Origin of the sequence: Actinosynnema sp. NPDC059335, from assembly GCF_042752395.1 — a bacterium.
Lineage (GTDB): Bacteria > Actinomycetota > Actinomycetes > Mycobacteriales > Pseudonocardiaceae > Actinosynnema.
Genome location: NZ_JBHYXZ010000199.1, coordinates 1 through 13,612 on the forward strand (window position 1 = coordinate 1; position 13,612 = coordinate 13,612).

Genomic DNA, 13,612 nt, shown 5'->3' on the forward strand with positions numbered 1-13,612 from the left:
CCAGCGCGAAACATTATTTTGGTTTGTTTTGGTGGGGTTTGTTTTTTTTATAAACACCCGCGCCGGGGGGCCGGGGGGGGGGGGGGCGGGGGGGGGGGGGCCCCCCGCCCCGGGAGGAACCGGTCGCCGCCGCGCGCGAACCGGAAGACCCCGCCGCCCGCCCGGGCCTGTGGGCGCGCTGGCGCGCCTGGGTCCGGTCGCGCTTCGGCAAGGACGGCGCGGCACCGCCCGCCGAACCCGGGCCCCGCGCCACCGAACGCCCGGAAGCGGCCCGCGTCCGGACCACCGCCGGGTCGGAGGCGGCGCTCGTCGAGGGCCGGTCGGACGTGGTGCTCGGACCCGTGCTGCCGGCCCGGCCGGAGGCCAAGCGCCCGTTGCCGACCACCGCCGCCGAGGTCGGGGTGGACGGCCCGCCGTGCCCGGTGTGCGGCACCACCAACCCGCCGGGCCGCCGGTTCTGCCGACGCTGCGCCACCCCGCTCCAGGGCGCGGCCCCCGCGCCGGCCGAGGGACGTCGCCGACGGGTCCGCCGCCACGGCGACACGTCCCGGTGGCTGCGCCGGTTGGCCGCGCTGCTCGTGGTCGCCGCGCTGGTGGTCGCCGGGATCCTGTTCCACCCCCGAGGGGTCGAGCTGTTCGAGGACCTGCGCGACCGGCTCGCCACGCCCGCGCCGATCGCGCCCGTCCGCACCGCGGCCACCGCCGAGGTGCCCGACCACCCGGCCGCGGCCGCCGTGGACGGGCTGTCGAACCGGTACTGGGGCGCGCCCGCCGTGGGCGACGCGATCGAGTTCGGCTTCGACCGGCCGTTCCGGCTGCTGTCGGTCGTCGTGCACACCGGCGCGTCGGCGCAGCCCGAGCAGTTCCGCGAGCAGGCCCGGCCCACGGCCCTGGACCTGGTCGTCACGGTCTCCGGCGGCGGCACGCGCACCATCCCGGTGACGCTCAACGACCAGCCGGGACCGCAGCGCACCGACACCGGCATCGGCGACGTGGTGGCGGTGCGCCTGGTCGTGAAGTCCGCCGCGGGGCTCGGCGCCGGCCGGCACGTGGCGCTCGGCGAGGTCGAGTTCTTCCGCCGCCCGTGACCGGACCGGGGCACAGGACTGGCGCGCGAGGGGTTCGCGCACGGATGGAGAGGAGCACCCCGTGGACATCGCAGTGGTCACCGGCTCGGCCGGGCTCGTGGGCGGCGAGGCGGTGCGGCGGCTCGCGCCGCGGTTCGACCTCGTCGTCGGCCTCGACAACGAGATGCGGCAGGAGTTCTTCGGCCCCGCCGGGTCGGTGGCCCGCCGCCTGGCCGAGGTCCGGCGCGTCCCGAACTACCGGCACCACCGGGCGGACGTGCGCGACCAGGCGGCCGTGGACGAGGTCCTGCGCACGTGGGGCCCGGACGTCCGGCTGGTGGTGCACGCGGCCGGGCAGCCCAGCCGCGACTGGTCCGCCGAACGGCCACTGGTCGACTTCGGCGTCAACGCCGTGGGCGCGGTCACCGTGCTCGACTCCGTCCGGCGGCACTGCGGCGAGGCGGTGTTCGCCCACGTGTCCACGGCCAAGGTCTACGGCGACGTGCCGGACGCGCTGCCGTTGGTGGAGACCGCGACCCGGTGGGAGCTGGACCCGTCCCACCCGTTCCACGAGCACGGCGTGGACGAGTCGCTGCGGCTGGACCGGGCCGACCGCACGTTCCTCGGGGTGTCGAAGCTGGCGGCCGACCTCGCCGCCCAGGAGTACGGCCGCCGCCTCGGCATGAAGGTGGGCGTGTTCCGGTGCGGCAGCGTCACCGGCCCGGGGCAGGCGGGCGTGCGCGAGCACGGCTTCGTGTCCCACCTGGTGCGCAGCGCCGTGCGCGGCACGCCGTACCCGGTCCTGGGCCACGGCGGCAAGCAGGTGCGCGACGTGCTGGACGCCCGCGACCTGGTGGACGCCGTGTGGCAGTTCTCCCTCGACCCCCGGCCCGGCGAGGTCTACCACCTGGGCGGCGGCCGGGAGCGCGCCGCCTCGGTGCTGGAGCTGATCGCCCGCTACGAGCACCTGACGGGCGTGGAGGTGCCGTTCGACTACTCGCCGCGGGCCCGGTTCGCCGACCCGCGGTGGTGGATCAGCGACACCCGCAAGTTCCGGCGCGACTACCCCGCCTGGTCGCCCGCGCACGACCTGGACGACGTGCTGCTGGCCCTGCACGAGCACTGGACCGCGGCGGACGACGTCGTCCAGGCGTGATTCCTCTTGACCAGGGGATATGCCGGGGTGTTGAGTGCTGGGCGAGCGTCTACACGGCGCTCTTCACGCCGCTCGGCCGCCATGAAGAACTCTTGTAGAAGCGCTTGAGAGCGCCTGAAGTCGCACCTCGCAGACTCGGTGTCGGGGAACCGGATCTGTGGGAGGCAGCGGTGGAACGAGTTCGGGTCGTCGTCCAGGCGGCGGATCACCTGAGCCTGGCTGGGCTGACCAGCTACCTCGGCTCGCGGGCCGAGGTCGTGCTCCTGGACCGGGACCAGCGGGCGCACGCCGACGTGGTCGTGGTCGCGGTCGACCGGATCGGCCCCGAGGTGCTGACCGGTCTGCGGCGGGTCGCCGCCGACATCGGCGCGCCGGTGGTGCTGGTCCTCGACGAGATCGGCGAGAACGACGTGCTGGCCGCCGTGGAGTGCCGGGTGGTGGCGATCCTGCCCCGGGCGGCGGCCACCGGCGAGCGGGTGCTGCGCAGCGTCCTGGCGGCCGCGTCGGGCGGCGGCGTCATGCCGCCCAGCCTGGTCGCGGAGCTGCTCAAGCACGTGGAACGGCTCCAGCGCGAGCTGGTGTCGCCGGCCGCGAACGTGCCGAAGCTGACGCCGCGCGAGGCGGACGTGCTGCGGCTGATGGCCGAAGGGCTGGACACCGCCGAGATCGCCGGCCGGCTGTCCTACTCCGAGCGCACGATCAAGAACGTCTTCTACGGGTTGACCACCAGGCTCAACCTGCGCAACCGGCCGCACGCGGTCGCCTACGCCCTGCGGAAGGGGATGATCTGAGGTGGACGAGACCTTGGTGGCCGAGCGGGAACGCGCCAAGCTGCGGCGGGTGGTCGACCTGGTGCGGCGGGGCCTGAGGTCCGGGACCACGCGCGGCGCACGCCCGGACCGCGGCTGGGTGATGTCGGCCGACGGGGTGATCGGCGCGCCGGCGGCGGCCGACGACCAGCCCGCCGCGACACCGGGCGGGTGACGCGCCCGCCCGGCCACGAGCCGGTTGAACACCACGGAGCGCTTGTGGTGTGGGCGGCCGTGTCGCCGGTCGACTGCGCGCCGGTCCCGCGTCGTCGAGCGCCGGTGCTCCGGGGCAGCCGCGTCGGCGGTCAGCCGACGCGGGCGGTGGCCCGGCGGATGTCCCAGGCGGCACCCAGGTCGCGGTAGACGCCGACGGCCTCGCGCAGCGCCGCGCCGGCCTCCTCCGCCCGCCCGCGCCGCGCGAGCAGCACCGCGCGGTCCTCCACCGTCTGCGCCGACTCGAACACCCGCCCCACCGACCGGTAGTGCGCGGCGACCTCCGTGAGCCCGTCCGGGTCCTCCTCCAGCACGCAACGGCAGCGCCGCGCCGCCGCGGCGGCCCTGGCAGGGGTCTTCTCCATGGCCGCCTCCGCCTCGCACGCCTCCACCGCGGCACGCGCGGTCGCCAGGTCGCCGCAGTCCAACGCCACCCGGACCAGGTCGGGCAACCACTGGTGCCGCAGCATCATCCGGGCGTACTCGGTGTCGAGGATCCCGCCCCACACCTCGATCGCCCCGACGTGGTCGCCGTTGCGGTACGCCGCCGCGGCCCGTGCCGCGACCAGGAAGTCGTTGTTCTCCCGGTTCGCCGCGGTCGCCAGGGACAGCGTGAGGCCGTCGTGCAGGTGCCGCTTGAGGGTGACCTCGTCGTCCCGGTGCGCGGCGATCAGCGCGGCGACGCCGTGCAGCAACATCAACCCGCCCTCGCGCAGGCCGAACCCGGTGATCCCGGAGTCGTCGCCGAGCACCGCGTCGAGCCGGTCCACCGCCTCGTCCCAGCCGCCGAGCCAGAACCGGTGGACGGCCGCGCCCACCTGGAGCGCCGCCACGGGCGCGCCGTGCCCGGCCGCGTCGAACGCCTGCCGCATCGTCTCGGTCGCCTCGTCCAACCGGTCCAGGCACTGGAGCGTGAACACCCGGTTGTCCAGCAGCACCAGCCTCAGGTCCGTGAGGGCGAAGTCGGTGCCCACGATGTCCAACGCCTGGTCGAGGTAGGCCAGCGCGCTCACGTAGTCCCGGCGCGCCGCGTCGACCTGCCAGAGCACCTCCAGGGACTGGCCGATCGCGAACGGGTCGGCCGCGCGTTCCCCGACCGCGATGGACTCGCGCGCGCTCGCCGCCGCCGCGTCGAGGTCGTCCAACCCGGCGCGCTGCACCAGCGCCAGCAACGACAGCAGCCGGGCCCGCCACGCGCCCGGCAGCACCGGGTCCGCCAGCGTCTCCCGCAGCGACGCCAACGCCTGCTCCGGCCGGGACGCGCGGAACGGCACGTAGGCCGAGGTCCACCGGACCTCCGCGATCCGGTCCGGGTCGCGCAGCCGCGGCAGGGCCCGCCGCGCCTGGTGCTCGGCCTCGGCGTCCCGGCCGATCCGGAACAGCGCGCTGCTCAGGTGCGCGCGCAGCGTCGCGGCCTGCTCCTCGGGCACGGCGGTGGACCGCAGCGCCCGTTGCAGCAGTTCGACCGCGACCAGCGGCGCTTCGTAGACCAGCGCGGGAGCCCGTGCCAGCAGCCAGTCCACCACCCACGCGCCGACGTCGCCGGCCGCGGCGAGCAACTGCTCGGCCACGTGGTGGACCGGCGCGCCGGCGTGCGCGAGCGCTTGCGCGGCCTGCTGGTGCAGGGCGTTGCGCAACGCCGCCGGCGTCCGCTCGTACAGCGCCTGCCGCAGCACGGGGTGCCGGAACGCGATGCGCGACCCGGCGTCGCGCAGCACGCCCGCCGCCGCGGCCTCCTCGAACGGCGTCACCAGCTCCGCCACCGGCCGGGCCAGCACGACCGACAGCCCGTCGACGGAGAACTCGCCGCCCAGCAGCGCCGCCCACCGCAGCACCTCCCGCGTGGGCGCGGAGACCAGGTCGAGGCGGCCGTCCACCGCGGACACCAGCGAGCCGGGCACCCGGTCGAACGCGTGCTCGCCCACCTCGGCCACGTCCTCGCCGACCACCACCAGCCGCTCGCGCAGCAGGGCGTCCGCGACCTCCCGCACGTACAGCGGGTTGCCGCCCGCCCGCGCGGCGATCTCGCGCAACGCCGGACCGGGCGGCGCGCCCACCAGCCGTCCCACGATGTCGGCCACGTCCGAGTCGCCCAGCGGCGCGAGGTCCAGCACCACGCCGCCGCCGGACTCCACGACCCGGCGCAGCCGGACCACCTCCGGCCGGCGCGGCACCGGTCGCGCCGCGCCCATCAGCAGCAGCGGCAGCCGCCGGGTCAGCGCGCCGAGCCGCCGCCACACCTCCGTGCTGCTCTCGTCGGCCCACTGGAGGTCGTCCAGCGCCAGCGCCAGCGGCGCGTCCGCGCACAACCGCTCCACCAGGTCGACCAGCCGGTCGACGCCGCCCGCGACCGGGTCGCCGTTGCCGAAGATCGACCCGGCCGGCTGCCGCTCGCGCAACGCCCGCGCCACGGCCGCCCGGCGCGGGTCGGCGGCGGTGGGATCGACCCGCAGCGCGTCCAGCGCGAGCCGGAGCGGGAAGCGGCTGTCCAGCTCGTCGGCCACGGCGTGCGCGGTCTGGTGACCGGCCAGCGCGGCGCGGGCCAGCGCGGCGGCCAGCAGCGCCGACTTGCCGATGCCCATCTCGCCCTCGACCCACAGCGTCCCGCCGCGCCCGGCGGACAGGCCCTCGACCGCCCGCGAGACCGCGGCCAGCTCGGCGTCCCGACCCAGCAGCACGGGTTCGTCGGACGCGCCGACCACCGGCGCGGCGCGGTGCGGTGTGACGTGGTGCGGTGCGACGCGGTCGGCCGGCGACGGCGCGGCGGTCGGGGCGGATCCCGTGCCGCCGAGCACGAGCCGGTGCGCCGCGCGCAGCCCCGGCCCCGGCTCCACGCCCAGCTCCGCGACCAGCACCCGGCGGGCGTCGCGGAACACCTCCAGCGCCTCCGCGCCGCGCCCGCCGCGGTGCAGGGCCAGCACCAGCAGCTCGCGCGCCCGTTCCCGCAGCGGCTCCTCGGCGACCAGCGCGCCCAGGTCCGCGATCACGTCGGTGTGCGTGCCGGTCGCCAGGGCCGCCTCGGCGCGCAGCTCCCGCGCGGCGGTCCGCTCCGCCGCCAGCTCCCGCCGCCGGGACTCGGCGAACGGCCCGGTCAGACCCGCCAACGCCTCGCCGCGCCACAACGCCAGCGCCGCGTCGAACGAGCCGAGCGCCGCTTCCGGGTCACCGTCGGCCAGGTGCCGCTGCCCCCGCGCCCGCAACGCCCGGAACTCGGCCAGGTCGGAGTCGTCCGGGTCCCACCGGAGGCGGTAGCCGGACCCGACCGACTCCAGCAGCTTCGAGGCCGTGCCGCGCGGCCGCTCCGGCTCCAACGCCTTGCGCAGCAACGAGACGTAGGTGTGCACGCTGCCCTCCGCGGTGGCCGGCGCGTCCTGACCCCACACCCCCGCCACCAGGTCGCCCCGCCGCACCGCCGCGCCCGCCCGTAACGCGAGCATCGCGAACACCGCCCGGGGCCGCGCGGAACCCAGCGGCACCTCGCGGTCCCCGACCCACGCGCGCACCGGCCCCAGCACGGCCAACCGCAACGCCGACATCTCGCCTGCCCTCCCAAGGCTCGTCCTGTCGCGCGACGCGTCCGCACCCCGCGACGGCGCGCGTCCGCACGCCGGTTCCCGGAGGTCGCCCGGTGCCGACGCGCACGTCCCTCCCCTTCCCCGCACCTCTCGGTGCGGGCCGTCCACGCCGCACGACCGGGCCCCGTCCCGCCCTGCGCCTCCGCTCCGCCCCGTCGGCCGGGCCGTTCGCGCGGCGCGACCCTTCGCTCCGCCGGTCGGTGCGGGTGTCCGGGCGGCGGAACCCTTCACCTCCCCGGTCGGCGGGGCCGTTCGGGCGGCTGGCCCCTGTGCTTCCCCGGTCGGTGGGGGTGTTCGGGCCGTGCGATGCCTTCGCTTCCCCGGTCGGCACCGCTCGGCGGAGGCGTTCGGGCGGCGCGACCGCGCGCAGGCCCGCCGCACCTCCGCTCCCCGTCCCGGTCGGCCCTGCGGGGTGGGAGCGATCACGTGGCGCGACCGCGGCCCGGCCCGCCGCGCGTCCCTTCCCCGCTCCGCCCGGCGCTCCCCGGTGCGGGCCGTTCACGCGACGCGGCGCAAGCGCGCCTCGACCCGCCGCGCCTCCGGCTCCGCGCCGACACCGCGGTACACCGCCACGGCCTCCCGCACCGCCGCGGCGGCCCCGGTGTGGTCGCCGTGCCCGACCAGCAGCACGGCGGCGTCGTCCAGCGCCTCGGCCAGCTCCACCGGCCGACCCGCCTCCCGGTACCGCGCCGCCGCGTCGAGCACGACCACCGGGTCGCGCTCCACCAACCCCCGGCAGTGCGACGCCACCGCGCCCGTCCCGGCCTGGCCGGCCGCGCGGGCCGCCAGGTCGCCGTCGCCCGCCCGCAACGCCAACCGCGCCAGCAGCGGCAGCCAGCGGAGGTGGGGCGACACGCGGTCGGGCGCGAGCAGTCCCGCCACCGCGGCGAGCGCGTCGTCCACCCGCCCGGCGCGCTCGGCCAGGAGGGCCTCGGCGGCGGCGCGGAAGTCGTCCAGGAAGTCGTCCGGGTGGTCGGCGGCGGCCCCCAGGTGCCGCAGCGCCGCGTCCGGCCGGTCCTGGCGGACCGCGACGAGCGCGGCGACGCCGTGCGCGGGCGGGGTCGGCCCCCGGTCGCACGGCCACGGGCCCGGCGTCGGCTCCCGGTGGCCGTCGACCAGCGCGACCACGTCCGCCCAGCGGCCCCGCCAGTAGTGCTGCGCCACGGCGGCGGAGTGCGGCCGGGTCGTGCGCAGCAGCTCGTCCGCCTCGTCCAGCCGGTCGAGGTGCTGGAGCGTGAACACCTTGTCGCCCACCAGGTCCGCCTGGATTTCCGGGACGACCGGCACCGCCAACGCCTCCTCGACCTGCCGCAACGCCTCGGCGTGGTCGCCGCGCGCGGTCGCCGCCCGCCACAACCCGCGCCGGGCGCGCGCCACGGCGAAGTCGTCGCGCACCTCCCGCGCCAGCCGCAACGCCCGCCGCGCCGCCGCCTCGCCCTCGTCGCCGGTCACCACGCCCGCCGTCAACGCCTCCATCCGGGCCCGCCAGACGGGCGGCGTGGTGTGGTCGGCGACCGCCGCCCGCAGCACCTCCACCGCGTCCCCGGAGTGGCCCTCGCGGTGGTGCGAGGCGGCCAGGACCCAGCGCATCTCGGCGACCACGTCGTGGTCGTGCGCGCGGGCCAGCGCGTACCGGACGTCGGCCTCGGCCCGGAGGCCGAGCCGGAACACCAGGCGCGCCAGCTCGGCGGCCAGCCGTTCCCGGTCGCCCGCGGGCACGTCCGGCTGCGCGATGGCCGACCGCAGCATCGACACGGCCAGGTCCGGATCGCGCGCCGCGACCGCGGCGGCGTGCTCGACCAGCCAGTCCACCGCCCAGCGGTCGACCGCGGTCGGCGCGGCGGCCAGCTGCCGGGCGACCAACCCCACCGGCGACCCGGCCGCGGCCAGCGCCTGGGCCGCCTGGCGGTGCAACGCCGCCCGCACCGCGGCCGGGGTGCCCAGGTAGAGCGCCTGGTGGACCAGGTGGTGCCGGAAGGCGAACTCCGCGCCCGCCTCGACCAGCACGCCCGCCGCCGTGGCCTCCTCCACGGCCGCCACCAGCTCGGACACCGGCCGGCCCGCCACCACCGCCGCGTCGCCGGGCGCGAACGCCGCGCCCAGCAGCGCCGCCCGGCGCAGCAGGTCCAGCGCCTCCGCCGACAGGAACTCCAACCGCCTGGTCAACGCCGCCACCAGCGACGCGGGCACGTCCTGGCCGGTCACCGCCGCCTCGGCGAGCCCGTCGCGGATCTCCACCGCGTGCTCGCGCAGCAGCGCGTCGAGCACTTCCCGGACGTAGAGCGGGTTGCCGCCCGCGCACCCGGCGAGCCGGTCCAGGCCCTGACCGGGCGGCGCGCCCACCAGCCCGGCGACCAGGGCGGGCACCTCGTCCTCCGCCAGCGGCGGCAGCACGACCAGGTCACCGGTCTCCACGACGGCGCGCCGCACCCGCGCCACGTCCTCGCGGTGCGGCACCGGCCGCGCCACCGCGATCAGCAGCAGCGGGATCCGGTGCGACAGGCGCACCAGCCGGTGCCACAGCAGCACGCTCGCCTCGTCGGCCCACTGGAAGTCGTCCAGCGCCAGCACCAGCGGCGCCGCCGCGCACAGGTCGCCGACAAGGTCCACCAGGCGGTCGATGGCGGCGAGCACGGGGTCGCCGTCGCCCGCCGGGGCCGACAGCTCCCGGGCCAGCTCGACGCGGCGCGGGTCGGGGGAGGTGACCGACACGGCGAGGGCGTCGAGCGCCACGCGCAGCGGGAATCGGGCCCCCAGCTCGTCGGCCGCGGCGCGGGCGACGCGGACGTCCGCGCCGGCCAGGGCCGCGGCCAGCAGGGACGACTTGCCGATGCCCGGCTCGCCCTCCAGCCACAGCGCCCCACCGCGGCCCGCGTCCACTTCGGACACCGCGCGTCGCACCAGCTCCAGCTCCCGGCGTCGCCCGACGAAGTGCGCCGCCGCCGGGGGAGGGGGATCGGCGGGAGCGGCGGTCGGGGCGGGCCGGTGGTGGACCGCCTCGCCCTCCAGCACCCGGCGGTGGGCCTCCCGCAGGGCCGGACCGGGCTCGATGCCCAGTTCCTCCGCCAGCACGTGCCGGGCGTCGCGGAACACCTCCAGCGCCTCGGCCTGCCGGTTGCCCTGGTGCAGCGCGGACATCAGCAGCGCCCGCAGCCCTTCCCGCAACGGGTGCTCGACCACCAGCCCGGACAGCTCCGCCACCACGTCGGCGTGCCTGCCCAGCACCAGCCCCAGCTCGGCGCGCCGCTCCACGGCGGCCAACCGCAGCTCGTGCAACCGCGACCGCTGGGACTCGGCGAACCGGCCCGGCACGGAGAACAACGCCTCGCCCTCCCACAGCGCCAGCGCGGCGTCCAGCTCCGCCACCGCCCGCTCGGGGTCGTGCCGCGCCAGCTCCTCCGCCCGTTCGCGGTGCCGGTCGAAGCGGTGCACGTCCAGCGCCTCGCGGTCCAGCCGGAGCGCGTACCCCGCGCCGGAGGAGGTGAGCACCACCCCGGCCGACCGCTTGGACCGCTCCGGCTCCAGCGCCCGGCGCAGGCCGGAGACGTAGGTGTAGAGGCTGGCGCCGGCCGTCGCGGGCGGCGCGTCGCCCCACACGCCGTCGATCAGCTCGTCCCGGGAGACCGCCTCGTTCGCGCGCAGCGCCAGCAGGGCGAACACGGCGCGCCTGCGCGCGGTGCCGACGTCGACCTCGGTGCCGTTGCGCCAGGCGCGCACCGGCCCGAGCAACCTGACCACCAGCGAAGCGGTCGTGCTCATCGACATCGGGACACCCCCCGTGTGGAAATAGGGGCCGAGTGGCGTGCTCTCGCAGATGGCGTACCTGCTCCGCCGCGCGTCGACTGGTACTCAGTTCCTACTCGTCCGCCACGTTAGCACGGCGTCGTTGCCGCAAGAGTGTCCGCGAAGTCCGTCTCAATGGGACTTTTCGCTGGTCGCGGGATGATACGTGCGCGTTGCCCTGATCGGCGCAGTGATCTTCGCGGCAGTTTCGGAAAAACCCGCCATTCCTCTCTCGGTGGAATACCCCGATGGCCGACGGCGGTGTTCACCGCAATGGCGGCCGGCCGCGGTCGCTCACGACTCGGGAGCGCACATCAGCGGGCAACCGGCCACCTGCGGGCAGGTGACCAACTGCCGGCAGCCGCACGCCAGCGTCGAGTTCAGCGTGGTCAGCCACGCCTGCCGCTCGGCGATCTCCCGCTCGATGCGGGCGCGGCGCTGGTCGGCGATCTCCTGCCAGGAGCCGCCGGACTCCTCGGCCTCGTCCAGCAGCGACGAGATCTCGGTCAGGCTGAAGCCGATGTTCCGGCACGTGCGGATCACGGACAGGCGGTCGAGCACGTCACGCGGGTAGTGCCTGCGGCCGCCGATCTTCGGGCCTTCCTCCAGCAGGCCGACGCGCTCGTAATAGCGCAGCGCGGACGAGGCGACGCCCGACGCCTTGGCCACTTGGTCGATCGGCAGCAGGTCTCCTGTCATGATCGTCCCCCAGCTCGTCGGCCCGGCAGACCCGCCGTGCGGCGCGCCGGCGTCGATCTGTCGGTACTGGATGCATCTTGAACGGTACGTCTCCGGACCGGAAGTACGCCGTTGTGCTGATGGTGGCCGGCCGACTGCTACCGAGAGATGAATTCCCGGCTGTTTTGTGGCCTGAGTCACAGGTCGTTCCGGGCGAAGTGCGCTCCCGGGCCCCAAGATGCGCGTTCCTCACAGCTACGGCGCGTCGCCGTCACCCGGCCGACGGGATTGCCACGGGTGTGCCGCGGGTGCGGAACTCCGAAGTGGCGCGCCGAACAAGTGGGCCGCGCATCGGCGGCACCGCCCACGTGGTGGGACGACCGGACGGGAGCGGGCGGCGCGGGTCAATTCCGCGTTTCGTTCGGAACGGGCGCGCGTTCCATTCTGCCCGGACGCGTGTCGGGGTGATTCACCGATCGTCCGGGCGGTGGTGCGAAACAATTGCGCGCGGTTCCGCCCGGTTCGGATGACGTGAATGCGTCGCACCGCGCCGACAACGTCGGGCGGCACGATCCGCCAATTCCACACCACGCCGGGGTCGTGCGCCGGAAACGGATCTCGGATGCCCGGTGCGGGGTGATCGGCGCGTCGGGTTGTGCACCCGGTGCGCGGTGGTCGACGCATCCGTCGTCGTCGGGTGCGCGGTCAGCGCGTCGGGTCGCCGCCCGCCGGAGCGCCGAACACGGCGAGGAACAGGTCCGCCGCCTCCTCGGGCGCGTGCGCTTCGAGGACCAGTTCGCCCGCCGTGAGGTGGAGGGTGAAGTCGAAGAACGCGCAGCAGCGCTGCTCGGCCGCGGCCAGCTCGGCCGCCTCGCCCGCCCGCGCGCCGGGCAGCCGCCACCGCAGCCCGTCGGCGATGCCCTCGGGCCGTGCGCCGGCCAGCAGGTCGCGCCACTGGCCGATCCGCTCCGCCTGCCGGTCGCCGGTCAGGGTGCAGGCGATGGGCGCGCCGCCGGACGGCTGGAGGTCGAGCAGGCGCGCCGAGGGCAACGGCCCCGGTGGGCCGGCGGCGTGGCGGTCGGTGGCTCCGCCGGGCGCACGGGACCGCTGCTCCGTCCGGCTCACTTCCGTGGTCATGGATTCACGGTAAACCTTGGAGCGAGGACCAAGGCAAGGCTCACCCACACGAAGGGATGAGGTCTTCCGGGTGTCGCCGGCGGGCCGGGCGACGGCCGGCCCCGGCCCGCGACACCGCGGACCGGGGCCGGGGAGTCGTCGCTAGTAGCGGTAGTGCTCGGGCTTGTAGGGGCCGTCCACGTCGACGTCGATGTACTCGGCCTGGTCCTTGGTCAGCTTGGTGAGCTTGCCGCCGAGGGCCTCCAGGTGGATGCGGGCGACCTTCTCGTCGAGCTTCTTGGGCAGGCGGTAGACCTCGCGGTCGTACTCCTGGTGCTTGCCGAACAGCTCGATCTGGGCGATGACCTGGTTGGAGAAGGAGTTGGACATCACGAAGCTGGGGTGGCCGGTGGCGTTGCCCAGGTTGAGCAGCCGGCCCTCCGACAGCACCAGGATCGAGTGGCCGTCGGGGAAGACCCACTCGTCCACCTGCGGCTTGATGTTGACCCGCCGGATCCCGGGGTAACGGGCCAGGCCCGCCATGTCGATCTCGTTGTCGAAGTGGCCGATGTTGCCCACGATCGCCTGGTGCTTCATCGCCGCCATGTGCTCCACCCGCACCACGTCCTTGTTGCCCGTGGTCGTGATCACGATGTCGGCCCGGTCCAGCACGTCCTCCAACCGCTGCACCTCGTAGCCGTCCATCGCCGCCTGCAACGCGCAGATCGGGTCGATCTCGGTCACCACGATCCGCGCGCCCTGCCCCCGCAGCGACTCCGCCGCGCCCTTGCCCACGTCGCCGTAACCGCAGATCACCGCGACCTTGCCGCCCATCAGCACGTCCGTGCCCCGGTTGATCCCGTCGATCAGCGAGTGCCGGATGCCGTAGCGGTTGTCGAACTTCGACTTGGTCACCGCGTCGTTGACGTTGATCGCCGGGAACAGCAGCTCCCCGGCCGCGGCCAGCTGGTACAGCCGCATCACCCCGGTCGTGGTCTCCTCGGTCACCCCGCGGATCCCCTCGGCGATCTTGGTCCACTTGCCCGGGTCCGCCGCCAACGACCGGCGCAGCGTCTCCAGGATCAGACCCCACTCCTCCGGGTCGTCGGCCTCCGGCTGCGGCACCACCCCGGCCTTCTCGTACTGCACGCCCTTGTGCACCAGCAGCGTGGCGTCACCGCCGTCGTCCAGGATCATGTTCGGACCGCCGCCGTC

Annotated in this window: 9 protein-coding genes; 4 read left to right on the forward strand and 5 right to left on the reverse strand. The window is 75.8% G+C overall.

Features of this window, described 5'->3' with window-relative positions; genetic code table 11:
• The first annotated feature begins 326 nt into the window (after positions 1-326).
• The 4 genes from ACFXGA_RS36340 (at position 327) to ACFXGA_RS36355 (ending at position 3,207) form a co-directional block, all read left to right on the forward strand.
• The gene (locus tag ACFXGA_RS36340; RefSeq protein WP_378096367.1) at positions 327-1,088 is read left to right on the forward strand and encodes an NADase-type glycan-binding domain-containing protein; all 762 of its coding nucleotides are present in this window, start codon (positions 327-329) and stop codon (positions 1,086-1,088) included.
• Between the two features lie 61 nt (positions 1,089-1,149).
• Positions 1,150-2,223 carry an NAD-dependent epimerase/dehydratase family protein gene (locus ACFXGA_RS36345; protein WP_378096370.1) on the forward strand — a complete coding sequence of 358 codons (1,074 nt, stop codon included), beginning with the start codon at positions 1,150-1,152 and terminating at the stop codon, positions 2,221-2,223.
• Positions 2,224-2,393: 170 nt separating this feature from the next.
• Positions 2,394-3,014, forward strand: a complete 621-nt coding sequence (locus ACFXGA_RS36350) for a response regulator transcription factor (protein WP_378096373.1) — start codon at positions 2,394-2,396, stop codon at positions 3,012-3,014.
• Position 3,015: 1 nt separating this feature from the next.
• Positions 3,016-3,207, forward strand: a complete 192-nt coding sequence (locus ACFXGA_RS36355) for a hypothetical protein (RefSeq protein ID WP_378096376.1) — start codon at positions 3,016-3,018, stop codon at positions 3,205-3,207.
• A 130-nt stretch (positions 3,208-3,337) separates the two neighbouring features.
• On the opposite strand, the gene ACFXGA_RS36360 is transcribed toward ACFXGA_RS36355, so the two are convergent.
• The 5 genes from ACFXGA_RS36360 to ACFXGA_RS36380 all read right to left on the reverse strand — a co-directional run.
• Positions 3,338-6,781, reverse strand: coding sequence for a BTAD domain-containing putative transcriptional regulator (locus tag ACFXGA_RS36360; protein ID WP_378096379.1), 3,444 nt, complete (start codon positions 6,779-6,781; stop codon positions 3,338-3,340).
• Positions 6,782-7,318: 537 nt separating this feature from the next.
• Entirely contained in the window at positions 7,319-10,579 is a 3,261-nt protein-coding gene (locus ACFXGA_RS36365; RefSeq protein WP_378096382.1) for a BTAD domain-containing putative transcriptional regulator, read from the reverse strand.
• Positions 10,580-10,897: 318 nt separating this feature from the next.
• Positions 10,898-11,302 (reverse strand): MerR family transcriptional regulator, encoded by a 405-nt coding sequence (locus ACFXGA_RS36370; RefSeq protein ID WP_378096385.1) that lies wholly within the window; start codon positions 11,300-11,302, stop codon positions 10,898-10,900.
• 684 nt (positions 11,303-11,986) lie between these two features.
• Positions 11,987-12,418 carry a hypothetical protein gene (locus tag ACFXGA_RS36375; RefSeq protein WP_378096388.1) on the reverse strand — a complete coding sequence of 144 codons (432 nt, stop codon included), beginning with the start codon at positions 12,416-12,418 and terminating at the stop codon, positions 11,987-11,989.
• Positions 12,419-12,559: 141 nt separating this feature from the next.
• The coding region (locus tag ACFXGA_RS36380) for an adenosylhomocysteinase (RefSeq protein WP_378096391.1) at positions 12,560-13,612 on the reverse strand (1,053 nt) is incomplete at its 5' end.

Excerpts from the sequence above, each read along its gene's own strand:
- ACFXGA_RS36360 (WP_378096379.1), bottom strand. The coding sequence starts at position 6,781 with ATGTCGGCGTTGCGGTTGGCCGTGCTGGGGCCGGTGCGCGCGTGGGTC.
- ACFXGA_RS36365 (WP_378096382.1), bottom strand. The coding sequence starts at position 10,579 with ATGAGCACGACCGCTTCGCTGGTGGTCAGGTTGCTCGGGCCGGTGCGC.
- ACFXGA_RS36370 (WP_378096385.1), bottom strand. The coding sequence starts at position 11,302 with ATGACAGGAGACCTGCTGCCGATCGACCAAGTGGCCAAGGCGTCGGGC.
- ACFXGA_RS36375 (WP_378096388.1), bottom strand. The coding sequence starts at position 12,418 with ATGACCACGGAAGTGAGCCGGACGGAGCAGCGGTCCCGTGCGCCCGGC.